At 40.3% G+C, this 14,450-nt stretch carries 14 protein-coding genes; 1 reads left to right on the top strand and 13 read right to left on the bottom strand.

Going from position 1 to position 14,450, the window contains the following annotated elements; genetic code table 11:
- The first annotated feature begins 510 nt into the window (after positions 1 to 510).
- Positions 511 to 1,017 carry a DUF1722 domain-containing protein gene (locus tag N7Z68_RS15075; RefSeq protein ID WP_275119312.1) on the top strand — a complete coding sequence of 169 codons (507 nt, stop codon included), beginning with the start codon at positions 511 to 513 and terminating at the stop codon, positions 1,015 to 1,017.
- Between the two features lie 483 nt (positions 1,018 to 1,500).
- Here the strand turns inward: N7Z68_RS15075 and N7Z68_RS15070 are convergent, their stop codons facing one another.
- The 13 genes from N7Z68_RS15070 to glyA form a co-directional block, all read right to left on the bottom strand.
- Positions 1,501 to 1,902 carry a F0F1 ATP synthase subunit epsilon gene (locus N7Z68_RS15070; RefSeq protein WP_275119311.1) on the bottom strand — a complete coding sequence of 134 codons (402 nt, stop codon included), beginning with the start codon at positions 1,900 to 1,902 and terminating at the stop codon, positions 1,501 to 1,503.
- Positions 1,903 to 1,998: 96 nt separating this feature from the next.
- On the bottom strand, positions 1,999 to 3,411 hold the full coding sequence (gene atpD, locus N7Z68_RS15065; RefSeq protein WP_275119310.1) for a F0F1 ATP synthase subunit beta: 1,413 nt from the start codon (positions 3,409 to 3,411) through the stop codon (positions 1,999 to 2,001).
- 179 nt (positions 3,412 to 3,590) lie between these two features.
- Positions 3,591 to 4,448 carry a F0F1 ATP synthase subunit gamma gene (locus N7Z68_RS15060; protein WP_275119309.1) on the bottom strand — a complete coding sequence of 286 codons (858 nt, stop codon included), beginning with the start codon at positions 4,446 to 4,448 and terminating at the stop codon, positions 3,591 to 3,593.
- A gap of 59 nt (positions 4,449 to 4,507) precedes the next feature.
- On the bottom strand, positions 4,508 to 6,019 hold the full coding sequence (gene atpA, locus N7Z68_RS15055; RefSeq protein ID WP_216829947.1) for a F0F1 ATP synthase subunit alpha: 1,512 nt from the start codon (positions 6,017 to 6,019) through the stop codon (positions 4,508 to 4,510).
- A 21-nt stretch (positions 6,020 to 6,040) separates the two neighbouring features.
- Positions 6,041 to 6,589, bottom strand: a complete 549-nt coding sequence (locus N7Z68_RS15050; protein WP_275119308.1) for a F0F1 ATP synthase subunit delta — start codon at positions 6,587 to 6,589, stop codon at positions 6,041 to 6,043.
- Positions 6,571 to 7,077, bottom strand: coding sequence for a F0F1 ATP synthase subunit B (gene atpF / locus N7Z68_RS15045; protein ID WP_275119307.1), 507 nt, complete (start codon positions 7,075 to 7,077; stop codon positions 6,571 to 6,573). The genes N7Z68_RS15050 and atpF overlap by 19 nt, the downstream gene beginning before the upstream one ends.
- A gap of 93 nt (positions 7,078 to 7,170) precedes the next feature.
- Positions 7,171 to 7,383, bottom strand: coding sequence for a F0F1 ATP synthase subunit C (gene atpE / locus N7Z68_RS15040; protein WP_075385277.1), 213 nt, complete (start codon positions 7,381 to 7,383; stop codon positions 7,171 to 7,173).
- Between the two features lie 97 nt (positions 7,384 to 7,480).
- Positions 7,481 to 8,212 (bottom strand): F0F1 ATP synthase subunit A, encoded by a 732-nt coding sequence (gene atpB, locus N7Z68_RS15035; RefSeq protein ID WP_275119306.1) that lies wholly within the window; start codon positions 8,210 to 8,212, stop codon positions 7,481 to 7,483.
- A gap of 18 nt (positions 8,213 to 8,230) precedes the next feature.
- On the bottom strand, positions 8,231 to 8,602 hold the full coding sequence (locus N7Z68_RS15030; protein ID WP_275119305.1) for an ATP synthase subunit I: 372 nt from the start codon (positions 8,600 to 8,602) through the stop codon (positions 8,231 to 8,233).
- On the bottom strand, positions 8,599 to 8,829 hold the full coding sequence (locus N7Z68_RS15025; RefSeq protein ID WP_216829952.1) for an AtpZ/AtpI family protein: 231 nt from the start codon (positions 8,827 to 8,829) through the stop codon (positions 8,599 to 8,601). The genes N7Z68_RS15030 and N7Z68_RS15025 overlap by 4 nt, the downstream gene beginning before the upstream one ends.
- 386 nt (positions 8,830 to 9,215) lie before the next feature.
- A complete protein-coding gene (locus tag N7Z68_RS15020) occupies positions 9,216 to 11,495 on the bottom strand; it encodes a S8 family serine peptidase (RefSeq protein WP_275119304.1) in 2,280 nt (759 codons plus the stop codon).
- 265 nt (positions 11,496 to 11,760) lie between these two features.
- Complete coding sequence (gene upp / locus N7Z68_RS15015; RefSeq protein ID WP_275119303.1) at positions 11,761 to 12,390, bottom strand: uracil phosphoribosyltransferase; 630 nt, start codon at positions 12,388 to 12,390, stop codon at positions 11,761 to 11,763.
- Positions 12,391 to 13,156: 766 nt separating this feature from the next.
- Positions 13,157 to 14,398 (bottom strand): serine hydroxymethyltransferase, encoded by a 1,242-nt coding sequence (glyA, locus tag N7Z68_RS15010; RefSeq protein WP_275119302.1) that lies wholly within the window; start codon positions 14,396 to 14,398, stop codon positions 13,157 to 13,159.
- Positions 14,399 to 14,450: the final 52 nt, after the last annotated feature.

The raw sequence follows: 14,450 nt of genomic DNA, 5'->3' as shown, positions 1-14,450 counted from the left end.
CTCCATGCCTTATTCTAAAGTCGTATTTCTTGTGCAACTCCCGTGACCATGCTATTTTATGTATCTATTTAGTTGATAACGGATGTTACACCTCAAATTGTAAAACATCCAACAGTAATTTCAAAAACAGTTCTTTTTCCAATGCTGGAAGTTTCACTATATGTAATCGTAACCATTATAGCAAATCCTATATATGGTGTCGACTGTCACAAAATTGTAAAAAACTTTATAAGGAAATGAATTATTGGTAAATTTAAAGGAAAGAAATCTCTACCACATTATGTAAAAGCCTTAATATATATACTTCTGCAACTTATACAATATCGATTTCTGCTAAACTCGATTACCAATTACTTTACTTATATAATAATTAAAGAAAAAATTATTTTAAAGTATTTTTTTAATTACTGATAAATGTGATGTCCTGTGTATTTTCTTTGTTACAGTTGGTTTATGTGACGGAATATTTCGATAATAAATAGTGTGATGGATAAAGTAACGGAGGTTCTTATGGAAAACGTAAAGCACTTGAAGGTAGCTCGCCGCGTTGCTGAACGCATTTGGGCTGTCAATAAATATGAAATAATGGCTAAAGGCTATGATCAGTATAAGGAGATTTCTAAATCTTTTCGATTACTTGACTCTTTTACTAGAATAGAGGCGGTTTACTTTCAGATCAACGAGATTTTAAACCTACCCTATAAAAAAGGGGCAGTTATTACAACACTTGAACACATATGGGGTTACTTTAAGAAAAAAGCCACATCTGAAGAAAAAGAAGCATTTTTTCAAGCTTTAGAGAAATGTAAATTACTAGACTGTGTATCGTTTGATAACTTTCCACCAGAGGTTATCCAATGCAGAAACGTTCTTGGCAGATTACTGGATCAATATCCAGATTCATATTTACAAGTGTCTCGCTTTTTACACCCTGAACGCTCATGGGATGAAGTCACAGTAAGAAATAGAAGATTTGTTTGGAAGAATGGCATCGTTTTTATACATGAGGCGGAGTAAGTCGGGATTTTCGCGTATATTTCGATTGTGTTGATAGGTAAAGGTAATGGAACATGGTATTGAGGGGCAGTTTGATGAACTTTCGAAGTGCGCAATCTAACTTATTGTCGGATTTCTCTACTTTATTGTCCGTTTTCAAAATTTATTAGCGGATTGACAGATTTATTGTCCATTTTAAAAATATATTGTCCGTTTGCGTTATTTTATATGCGAAAATGTGAACACACAAAGATATGACTACTTCCCACGGTATGCTGCGTAACAGTTATATGCTTGCTCATAAAAATAAAATTCATAGGATAACTCCAAACCTGCACTTCATTTATAGTTGGAAACCCTGCCCATATCAAGTCGCTGTGCAGTCGTAAAAATAGAACCAGCACCACTGCGAGGCTTAAACCTTTCAATATCTCATACACATTAAAAATGCTCATACAAATACAAAAAGCACAAAGGCATCACTAGGCCTCCGTGCTTTTTCTATTACTTCTCAGTAACTCCTAAGCGGTTAACAGCACGGCGTAAGGCCAACTGTGCACGCTTAAAGTCAATTTCATCTTGTCTTGCTTCACTAATGCGACGCTCTGCACGTTCCTTTGCAGCACGGGCACGAGCAACATCGATATCTGATGGCAGTTCAGCAGCTTCCGCTAAGATCGTTACTTTGTCAGGACGTACTTCAATGAAGCCGCCAGATACAGCAACGAGTTGAACATTAGAACCGTTCTTAAGACGAACAGCTCCTATGTCTAGTGGAGCTACTAAAGGAATGTGTCGAGGAAGAATACCTAGCTCTCCGCTTTGTGCGCGAGCGCTAACCATTTCTACTTCGCCTTCATAAACCGTGCCATCAGGAGTTACGACACTGACAGTCATTGTCTGCATGTAAAACCCTCCTCAATAGCAATACGGGTTTGATCTATTTTTATTCTCAAAAGTAGTGGTGAGTGCTGAACACCCACCGCTACGCTTAGTTGTTGATTATGCAAATTGCTTAGCTTTTTCAACCACTTCTTCAATACGTCCAACTAGACGGAATGCATCCTCTGGAAGGTCATCGTATTTACCTTCTAAGATCTCTTTAAATCCTTGTACTGTTTCTTTTACTGGTACATAAGAACCTTTTTGACCAGTAAACTGCTCAGCTACGTGGAAGTTTTGAGATAAGAAGAATTGGATACGACGTGCACGGTGTACAATAAGCTTATCTTCTTCAGAAAGCTCGTCCATACCAAGGATTGCGATAATATCTTGTAACTCTTTATATTTTTGAAGAGTTTGCTGTACTTGACGAGCAACTGCATAGTGCTCTTCTCCAACGATTTCAGGAGATAATGCACGAGAAGTTGAAGCAAGTGGATCTACCGCAGGGTAAATACCCATCTCAGAAAGCTTACGCTCAAGGTTCGTTGTTGCATCTAAGTGAGCGAAAGTTGTTGCTGGAGCTGGATCCGTATAGTCATCGGCTGGTACGTAAATCGCTTGGATCGATGTTACTGAACCAACTTTTGTCGATGTGATACGCTCTTGTAGTTTACCCATTTCTGTTGCTAACGTAGGCTGGTAACCTACCGCTGATGGCATACGTCCTAATAGTGCTGATACCTCTGAACCGGCTTGTGTAAAGCGGAAGATGTTATCAACGAAAAGAAGTACGTCTGCACCTTGTTGATCACGGAAGTGTTCTGCCATTGTTAATCCAGTAAGAGCAACACGCATACGTGCTCCTGGTGGCTCATTCATCTGACCGAATACCATTGCCGTTTTCTTGATAACACCAGAATCCGTCATTTCATGGTAAAGGTCATTTCCTTCACGTGTACGCTCACCAACACCAGCAAATACCGAGATACCGCCGTGCTCTTGAGCGATGTTATTGATTAATTCTTGGATTAATACCGTTTTACCTACACCGGCACCACCAAATAGACCGATCTTACCACCCTTGATATAAGGAGCTAGTAAGTCTACTACTTTAATACCTGTTTCAAGAATTTCTGTTTGTGTAGAAAGCTCTTCAAACTTAGGTGCTTCACGGTGAATTGGTGATTTTGGAACATCTGCAGCAAGAGCCTCATCAAGGTCAATTGCTTCTCCTAATACGTTAAATACACGTCCTAATGTAGCTTCCCCAACTGGTACTGAAATTGGAGCACCAGTGTCAAGTACATCTACACCGCGTACGAGACCGTCCGTAGATCCCATCGCAACTGTACGAACTGTATCGTCACCAAGATGTAAAGCAACTTCAAGTGTTACTGTTACATCAACCGCATTTTTCGTTGAACCTACTTGTTCAACTTTAAGTGCATTATAGATTTCAGGAAGTTGACCACTTGGGAACTTTACGTCAACAACTGGACCCATAACTTGAGTAATGCGACCTTTATTCATCAGTTTCCCTCCTAATACTTGCTTTTGAAACGCTCATGATTGTACGTTCAGGGAATTAGCGTCTATTAAGTTCTCACGCCCACATGAACCATGCATTTGTGAGAACTTAATGACGTGTCAGCCCTGCGTTACATTTCTATCCATCTTCTTATCGACCTGATAGAAACTAGATATATTCTTTATTCAAGTGCTGCTGCACCGCCGACGATCTCTGTAATTTCTTGAGTAATGGCAGCCTGACGTGCACGGTTATACACTAGAGTTAAGCTGTCAATTAATGCTGACGCATTATCTGTCGCTGCACTCATCGCTGTCATACGAGCACCGAACTCACTTGCTTTTGCATCAAGGAGTGCACCGTAGATTAAGCTTTCTGCATATTGTGGAAGAAGATGTTCTAAAATGGCTTCTTCTGAAGGCTCATACTCATAAGATGCTTTCGCACTTCCTGTAGAGATGTCCGTTAGTGGCAATACTTTTTGTTCTGTTACTTCTTGTGTGATTGGGCTGACGAAATGGTTATACCAAATATACAGCTCATCAAAGATTTCATCCGAGAACATTTCAACCGTTGTACGAGCTAGGTTTTTAATGTCATTGAACGTTGGTTGGTCACCTAGGCCAGTAACCTCCTGAATGATCGGAAGGTTACGGCGCTTTAATAGATCACGGCCAATTTTCCCAATTGCAATAATTCCATACTCGTCCGGAGAACTATGACGCTCTTGGATTGTATTTAAAACACCACGAATAATGCTAGAGTTGTACGCACCTGCTAAACCACGGTCAGACGTAATAACGATATAACCAGTCTTCTTAACAGGACGCTCTTGAAGCATTGGATGATCAACATCCGTGCTTCCTGAAGCAATACTCGCTACAACATCGCGAATTTTTTCAGTATAAGGAAGGAATGACCTTGCCTTTTCTTGAGAACGGTTCAGCTTTGCAGCCGATACCATTTCCATCGCTTTTGTGATCTGTCTCGTTTTCTTTGTGGAGTTGATCCGCGTTTTTATATCTCGAAGTGAAGCCACTTAATTTCACCACCTTTTCGCTAACTGGTTTTCCTAGAAGTTGTTCACGTATTCAACGATTACTTGCTGCTTGTATTAAAGCCTTTTTTGAACTCTTCAATCGCAGCGTTAAATGCACTTTCTTCTGGAAGTTTACCAGTTGTACGAATCGTATCTAAAAGATCTTTCTTGTTATGGTCTAAGAAAGTGAACATTTCAGCTTCAAAACGACGAATGTCTTCAACTGGAATATCATCAAGGAATCCTTTAGTTAATGCATAAAGAATTGCTACTTGCTTCTCAACCGCTAACGGCTCGTGAAGACCTTGTTTTAATACTTCAACTGTACGTTGACCACGGTTTAACTTCGCTTGAGTTGCTTTATCTAAGTCAGATCCGAACTGAGCGAATGCTTCAAGCTCACGGTAAGACGCTAAATCTAGACGTAATGTACCTGATACTTGTTTCATTGCTTTAATCTGTGCTGATCCCCCTACACGAGATACAGAAAGACCTGCGTTGATCGCTGGGCGTACCCCTGAGTGGAATAAGTCAGATTGTAAGAAGATCTGTCCATCTGTAATAGAGATTACGTTTGTTGGAATGTATGCTGATACATCCCCTGCTTGAGTTTCGATGAAAGGAAGAGCAGTAATTGAACCGCCACCTTTAGCATCACTTAACTTCGCTGCACGCTCTAATAAACGAGAGTGAAGGTAGAATACATCCCCTGGGAATGCTTCACGACCTGGAGGACGACGAAGTAATAATGAAAGCTCACGGTATGCAGATGCTTGTTTTGTTAAGTCATCATACACAACTAGTACGTGCTTGCCATTGTACATGAACTCTTCACCCATTGTTACCCCAGCATAAGGAGCTAAGAATAGTAATGGAGCTGGTTCAGATGCACTTGCTGTAACTACGATAGTGTAGTCTAGAGCACCTTTTTGACGAAGGGTTTCTACAACACCTGCAACTGTTGATTCTTTTTGACCAATTGCAACGTAGATACAAATCATGTTTTGGTCAGCTTGGTTTAAGATTGTATCGATCGCAACAGATGTTTTACCTGTTTGACGGTCACCGATAATTAACTCACGTTGTCCACGGCCAATTGGTACAAGAGCATCAATTGACTTGATACCTGTTTGTAATGGCTCGTGTACTGATTTACGATCCATTACACCAGGTGCTGGACTTTCAATCGGACGAGTTTTGTTTGTTTCAATTGGTCCTTGACCATCAAGAGGTTGACCTAGCGGGTTTACTACACGACCTAGTAACGCCTCACCTACAGGTACCTCCATGATACGACCTGTACGTTTAACTTCATCGCCTTCACGGATATCCGTAAATGGACCTAAGATAACGATACCTACACTGTTTTCTTCAAGGTTTTGGGCCATACCCATTACACCATTTGAAAACTCAAGTAACTCACCGGCCATAACGTTTTCTAATCCATGAGCAAGGGCGATACCGTCACCGACACGAATTACTGTACCTACATCAGATACTTCGATATCAGATTGGAAGTTTTCAATTTGCTGCTTTATAAGAGAGCTAATTTCTTCAGCTTTGATGCTCATATCGTTCACCCCTATCTTCTTCTAACGGTTTCCAGCCACTAATGTGCGCTGTAATCGATCTAACTGGCGCTTGATGCTTCCGTCATAAATACGGTCACCAATACGAATTTTCATTCCACCAATAAGTTCAGGATCAATAATGTTTTCGATGTGAAGTGTTTCTACTCCAACCTTCTTAGCGAAAGTTGTAGAAACTTGCTGTTTGTCTTCTTCAGACAACGCCTTCACTGTATAAACCTTTGCTACTGCCACACCTTGCGCTTCATAAGCAAGCTCTTGGTATTTATTAATGAATGGAATAACTAAGTTTCCTTTTTTTTGTTTCACCATAATTAAAAGTGTATTAAGAACGTAAGCACTTACTGCATCTGCAAAGCTGTCCTTAATTAACTTTACTTTTTGCTCTTCTAGAACTTTTGGATGTTCAAGTACATTACTTAAACGCTCTGTTTGTTCGAAAACCGCTTTTACAAGCTGGAGATCTTCGCCAATTTGCTTCAGAATATCCTTTTCTTTTGCCAATTGAAAAAGAGCAACAGCATAACGATTAGCTACCGCTTTGTTGCCCATAGCTCTTCGCCTACCTCTTTAAGATATTCTTGAATCAACTGATCTTGTTGTTTCTCATCTAATTCTTTTTCAATTACTTTAGTAGCAATTAGAACTGATAATGATGTAACTTGTTCACGTAAAGCAGAAACAGCTTGTTCTTTTTCACGTTGGATTTCAGCTAGAGCACTATCTTTCAAACGTTCAGCTTCAGCTTTTGCTGTAGCAACGATTTCTTCACCTTGCTTTGCACTAAGTTTCTTCGCATTTTCAACGATTTCTTGTGCTTCTTGACGAGCTCCCTTGATTGCCTCGCGTTGCTCTTCTAGATATTTCACAGCTTCTTTACGGTTCTTTTCAGCTGTGTCGATTTCATTTGCAATATGTTCTTCACGTTGTTTCATCATGTTCATAATCGGTCCCCAAGCCCACTTACGAAGTAACGCCATAAGGATGAAGAACATGATTAACTGATAGATTGCGTCGAACCAGTTAATACTACCAAACATAGAATTCACTCCTTTCAATGGTTATACAAAAGGAATGGCGAAGCTTCTATTACTATAGAACGGACTCCGCCATTTATAAACTTCAAAGGTCTATTAGTTACCCATTACTAAGAATGCAATAACGACCGCGATGATCGGTAATGCCTCTACTAGTGCAACCCCGATGAACATAACTGTTTGTAAAGTACCTTTTAATTCTGGTTGACGAGCGATCCCCTCAACTGTACTTTTTACGATCATTGCGTTACCGATAGCCGCACCAAGTGCCGCTAAACCTACTGCGATTGCAGCTGCTAAACTTCCCATGAATAATTCCTCCCTTAAAATGTATAAAATAAAATTTTTATTAATTTAAGCTCTTAACAATTTAAATTTGTAGAGCAAAATGAATGAACTGAATTGATTAATGGTCGTCAGCCACTTTATGTGCCATGTAAACCATTGTTAGCATTAAGAAGATGAAAGCTTGAATTGCCCCAATGAAAAGACTGAATGCTTGCCAAGCGATTGTCGGTAACGCTGCTGCGAAAAACCCGAAAAATCCACTTACACCTAACGAAACAAGAAGCGCCATTAAAATTCCTTTTGCGTAAATATTACCGAATAGACGCATTCCAAGAGTTAGTGTGTTTGCAAACTCCTCAATTACTTTTAACGGGAATAAAAATGGAACCGGTTTGAAGTAATCTTTCCCATATCCTCCAAAACCTTTAATTTTAATTCCGTAGAAGTGTGTAAGAACAATGATAATTGCCGCTAGCGTTAATGTGATTAGCGGATCATCTGTCGGTGCTTTCCACCAAACTACGTGACCTGGTTCCGTAGTAATAACGAACGGAAGCTTTGACAGGTTGGCTATTAGGATATAAAGGAAAATTGTTAATCCTAAACCTAAGAAGCGTTCCCCAGTCTTCCAATCCATCGTATTATTAATAATTCCTTTTACGAAATCGATTAACCATTCAAAGACATTTTGCATACCCGTAGGTTTCATTTGAATTGCTCTTGCACTAAGAACTCCAATAAGAAGAACGATAGCTGAACATACAGTAATCATTAAAATGTTAGCTAGGTTAGCGTTAAGCCCTGAAATACCAAAAATATTCTCTACGACAGGATAACTTTTGTAATCCAAATGTTTTCACCTCTCTTCTTACTTAAAACGTATTTTTTGAATAATGAAATCTAAAAATATGATAATATAGGTTGACATTAAACCTATTACCACCCCATAAAGTTGGATCGCATCTGGATATCTTGTTGCGATAATGACTCCAATAATGGCTAATGCAAATCTTGTCAGCATCCCTAAGGAATACATTTTCCTACCCTCTGTTACAGCTTGTCCAAACCGTTTCACTCTGCTGTACAAACTCCAAAGGATGAGCAAGCTTAGTACTGCCCCTACTATAAATCCTAGAAAAAAAGATTCGTACGGAGTAAAGCCCCAACCTAAGACGAGTAACGCCAATAAGTAAAACGTGTATTGGACATATCGTCTCATGTTTCCACTATAACTAGTCATGAATCATCTTCTCCTAAGTAACTCCCGAGCAGTCGAATTAAACCATAAATACCAGATCCTAAACCTAAAAATAAGCCGATGATCATAAACAATGGACTCTTATCAAAATAGCCATCTAACCATCTTCCTGCTAATACGCCTACTAGAACTGGTCCTACTAAATACGATGTGATTGCTGTCATTAAGGCCATTGCACGATAAGGTTTTTGAGGCTTTTTATCTGCCATTCCCTGACCTCCATGGACTTTACACGTATTTTTCGTTTTCATGATGAGGTTTACGTGTTGTCTTTTTATTTCAATTCAATATGTAACAAAATTCTTAATCCTTGATATAAATATGTAAACCCTCTCATAACATCCTTTGTAATCGTACAATAGGGAAAACCTGATGTCAACGTGTTTTAGCAATAAAAACACAGGTGAATTATGCTAATTATTTCTGTTCACATTTTTGTCATAATTCACACCTTTGTAATATTATGTTTCCAAAGTTTTACTATACTATTCATTACGTATACCTGCTAACTTCCTTTTGTAAACAATATAATATAATCATGTGTAAATTTATATTAATATAACATAAAAAAATAATCGTGATGAGCATAGAACTGCTACTCATCACGATTATTTTTATCTGCATTAGAATGGAGTTCATCTCCTATGAAAATCATCGTTTCCAATGTATCTTCTTTTCCATCTTGCTCAGCAAAGACCAATGCTTTGTAAACACCATTCGCGAGGTCGACTCCTTCAAGCTCGACTTCCAGCAACCCTCTGCCAATATCTTTCTTCGCATCGAGGTACTTGATAAATTTAAACGTATCTGGGTCATATAATGCGATACCTACTTCTGAAGCTCCCCCCGGCAGGTACACCTCGTATCGGTATGAATCTACCGAATCTCCTCTTTCAAACCCAAAAGCCATTACACGCGGGTAATCGGGTTCTTCAATAAAAAAGAGGTAAGGAACTCGAATTTCTTCACTGCCACCTTTTATGAAAATATCTCCATGGTGGATTCCTTCCTTCAGAACAGCCGGAAAGATGTCCATTACAACTTCCACTTCTTTTTTCTCACCAGCTTCGATTTCAAACGAAAAAGGCACTTTCCATTGAACGCCATCTGGAGCATCAAGTGGCGGTGAGACATAATATTTTTTTACTGTATCGCTATGATTTTCTACTGTTAGCTTCACACGTTTTACTTCGCGACGGTCATCTGCTGCCCATTTGCCAAATGTTACAGCCCCTGGGTACACGAGTGTATCTGTTCGGACAGCTTTATCAACTTGAATGCGCCCTGCCCCTTGTTCATGAGGCATGTATGGTTTGCCTTCTAGGTCAAAGAGCTGCTTTCCTGTATTCATAAGCGCAGCTTTGATTTGTTCTGGACTCCAATTCGGATGCGCTTGCTTAATTAATGCGGCTGCACCCGCGACGTGCGGTGCTGACATACTAGTTCCATTCAACCCTAAGTAACCTTTTGGTATAGTACTGTCAATCGATACACCGGGGGCGACAACATCCGGCTTCACTTCCCATGTGTGAGTGACAGGACCTCTCGATGAAAAAGGTGCAAGCAAGTCTTCCTCATGACGGAAGATCGTTCTGATTTGACGTTTTTGCTTTTCCTCAAGCTGTTCCCTCATCCATTCCCCATCTTCTTTTGAAATTGTTGCTACCGGGAATTGGAGTGGATCACCGTCAATAGCCCCCATAAACGGACCTGACGTATTATTGTAAATGATCAACCCTTTTGCACCGCTCTCCATCGCATTTCTTGCCTTTTCAGCAAAAGGAATAATCCCTCTGCGAACTAAGACAATTTTTCCGGCAGCGTCTTCCATATCTTCTTTCCTGCCTAATCCAGCAAACATAAGTGGATGGTCGCGCCGTAAGTTCCACGGTAAGGCACCTGACATCGAGTTGACGGAGATTTCACGGTCTTCTCCAAATATAGTGATGTAAGGCGTTTTTAATGGCGGTGAGGACGCTCCTACGGATATCGCTTTTGTTGATGTTCCCGGCGAGCCAACCGTCCACATATTCGGCCCACTATTACCGTTGGATGTCACTGCAACAACACCAAGTTCGACTGCACGGTCCAATGCAACACTTGTCGGCCAGTCTGGTCCATTCACCGAATTACCAAGCGATAAGTTGATAATATCAACTTCATCTTCTACTGCTCTTTCAATGGATTCAATGACTTGCTCTGTCGTTCCTTGCCCTCCAGGCCCCAGCGCACGATAAGCATAGATTTCAGCTTCTGGAGCTACGCCTTTTATTTTTCCATTGGCAGCTATAATCCCCGCAACATGTGTACCATGAATGGTAATTCCACCCTGTCGTGGCATCGTCTCCATTGGATCTTTATCGTTATCAACGACGTCGTAACCGCCTTTAAAATTCGGTTTTAAATCTGGATGACTATAATCAATGCCAGTATCTATTACTGCTATTTTTACACCTTTACCTGTCAGCTTTTCCCCATCTCGATCCAGTTGATTTCGGATGTTCTCCGTTCCAATAAAAGGGACGCTGTCATCGATTGTCGTCTGATAGGTCATGACGTGATCAACTCGTGTGACCCCTGTCATCTTTTCTAATTGAGCCACGTCTTTTTCTTTTACTTCCAGCGAAAATCCTGAGTAAACAAGTTTAAAGCGTTTTCTTACGTTACTTTCAGGGATCGCTTTTTGAATTTTTTTAATCACGCGGTCCATGTTTTTTTGACTGACTTCTACCATAACGATTTGTTTTTCTTCGCCTTGTATTTCGCCTAAAGGTGGTCGCTCTGGAAATTGGCTCGCCCCTGCAGTATGGCTTGTTAATGCTAGTATGACAAGTTGGACAATTACGATTACAGCAACTAGCCTCCGTTGTTTCATTTGGGAGCTTCCCCTTTCTTTGAGAAGAATTGTTTAGTTAGTATGTAACAATTGGGCGATTTTCATGAGTAAAAAAATAGAAAAAGAGGCCACAACTTGAAGTACAATGCAACTCAACTCGCTGAAACGACAGTCTTTCGGGATTTCGTCTTCTGTCATTCAGCATTTAGAGATGCACGGCACTTCGGCGGCCTCTTTGGTTAATTTAATTTTTAGTCGACTTACTCTCGTGAAGCCGTAGTATTATTATTTTTTATTTTAAGGATTACTTCGTTCCAAACAAACGGTCTCCAGCGTCTCCAAGACCTGGTACGATATAACCTTTTTCGTTTAGTTTTTCGTCGAGCGCAGCTAAGTAAATATCTACGTCAGGGTGTGCTTCTTTAACAACTTCTACGCCTTCTGGTGCTGCGATTAAGCACATTAATTTAATCGTTTTCGCGCCACGCTTTTTAAGGCTGTGAATCGCTTCAACGGCTGATCCTCCTGTTGCGAGCATCGGGTCAATGACGATAAACTCACGCTCTTCTACATCCGCTGGTAATTTTACATAATACTCAACCGGTTGAAGAGTTTCCGGGTCACGGTATAAACCTACGTGACCTACTTTCGCTGCTGGGATAAGGCGTAAAATCCCGTCTACCATACCAAGTCCTGCACGTAAGATTGGGACAAGACCTAATTTTTTACCTGCGATTGTCATCGATTTTGCTGGTCCAACCGGTGTTTCTACTGTAACTTCTTGCAGTGGTAGTTCACGTGTAATTTCAAATGCCATAAGGGCAGCTACTTCATCAACAAGTTCACGGAATTCTTTAGTTCCTGTAGATTTATCACGAATGTAAGTTAGCTTATGTTGAATTAACGGGTGGTCAAACACAAATACTTTGCTCATTATGTTAGCTCCTTTTTAAATGTTTTGACGAGCATTTTAGATATGTAAATCACTCCTCAAAATTCTACAAAAAAAAACAAAAATATTCAAGGTTACGTTTCATTATAGAATAAAACAGCATTGCCGGCGGTCATTCATAGTAAGTTGCGAGAAATACTGTCTTGCACTCTATAATTACTTGACTCAGTGGCTCTTAATGCGATTTGCAACTTCCGTTTGAGGTTAATCGCGAACTTGAATGATAGTTATTTCGCAAAGAATATAAGAATTAATATTGTTAATATTGCTGCTGTGAATGGAATTGTCTGCAACCGATTTGAGTATTACCGTAGCTTGAATGTGAATTACCTGCAATGGATATGAGTACTACCGCAGCTTGAGTATGAGTTTGAAACGAGTCTATTTGAGTATAGGGCACTGAGAGGCTCTTATTTTAAAGAAAACGGCTTGTTTTGTTAGTTTGGGGAACTCAGAAGCTCTTATTTGGCTAAAATGATCAATAATTAGTTGTAAAATCAGCAAATAAAGGCCTCTCAAGTCCCTTACTTTTAAAAATCTTATGATTTATGCAAAATAAGGTCCTGTGAGTGCTCTAATCTTACTCACTGCTACCACACCTCTTGACACCAAAGCTCTTATTCATGCGTTCCTGCCCTTCACGTAAAACACCGCCCCGCCTAAGACTAATCGCTACCCACTGCACCATACCAAAATAAAAAGGCGGCCTCTAACAGTTAGAGACAGCCTTTTCGATCACTTTTAAAACTTATAGATTAGGATACATTGGGAATTTTTTTGTCAGGGCATCGACACGTGCACTTGCTTCTTTCAGCTTTTCTTCGTTGTCGATGTTTTTCAATGTGAGCGCGATGATTTCGCCAAGTTCATCCATTGCTTCTTCGTCAAGACCGCGTGATGTTACTGCCGCTGTACCGATACGAATTCCGCTTGTTACGAATGGGCTTTCTGGATCGAATGGAATTGTGTTTTTGTTCGTTGTAATTCCAACTTCATCGAGTGCATGCTCAGCTACTTTACCTGTTAACTTTAAGCCCGTTAAGTCTAAAAGTAAAAGGTGGTTGTCTGTACCGCCTGATACGATTTGGATTCCCTCGCTCATTAGCTTTTCACCTAGACGCTTTGCATTTTTGATGATGTTTTCTGCATATGTTTTAAATTCCGGTTGTAATGCTTCACCGAATGCAACTGCTTTAGCAGCGATCACATGCATTAACGGACCACCTTGAATTCCAGGAAAAATCGATTTATCGATTTTTCTACCGAATTCTTCAAGGCAAAGAATCATCCCACCACGAGGACCGCGTAATGTTTTATGGGTTGTTGTCGTTACAAAATGAGCGTGCGGTACAGGGCTTGGGTGCAAACCAGCTGCTACAAGTCCTGCAATATGTGCCATATCGACCATTAAGTACGCGCCCACTTCATCCGCGATTGAACGGAACTTAGCAAAGTCAATTTCACGCGGATAGGCACTCGCACCCGCTACAATTAGTTTTGGCTTATGTTCTTTTGCCAGCTCAAGAACTTTATCGTAGTCAATTGTTTGTGTTTCTTTATCAACACCGTACTCTACGAAATTGTATTGAACGCCACTGAAGTTAACTGGGCTTCCGTGTGTTAAGTGACCACCGTGAGATAAGTTCATTCCAAGTACTGTATCGCCTTGCTCTAAAATCGTAAAATAAACCGCCATGTTCGCTTGTGCGCCTGAGTGCGGTTGAACGTTCACGTACTCTGCACCGAAGATTTCTTTCGCACGGTCACGAGCTAAATCTTCCACGATGTCTACATATTCACAACCGCCATAGTAACGGCGACCTGGGTAGCCTTCTGCATATTTGTTTGTAAGAACAGAACCTTGTGTTTCCATTACCGCTTCACTTACAAAGTTTTCAGATGCAATCATTTCAATTTTATCTCGTTGTCGACCTAACTCAAGTTGGATTGCTTCATATACTTTAGGATCTTGATTTTTTAACATTTCCATCTTTATTCCCCTTTCAGTAGCAAGCATTCTTCGTGTTTTTCGGTTTATACTT

The sequence above is a fragment of the Alkalihalobacterium chitinilyticum genome, assembly GCF_029028005.1.
Classification (GTDB): Bacteria; Bacillota; Bacilli; order Bacillales; family Bacillaceae_F; genus Alkalihalobacterium; species Alkalihalobacterium chitinilyticum.
The sequence above is the reverse complement of the archived record's forward strand: the minus strand, read 5'-3'. Positions and strand labels throughout refer to the sequence as shown.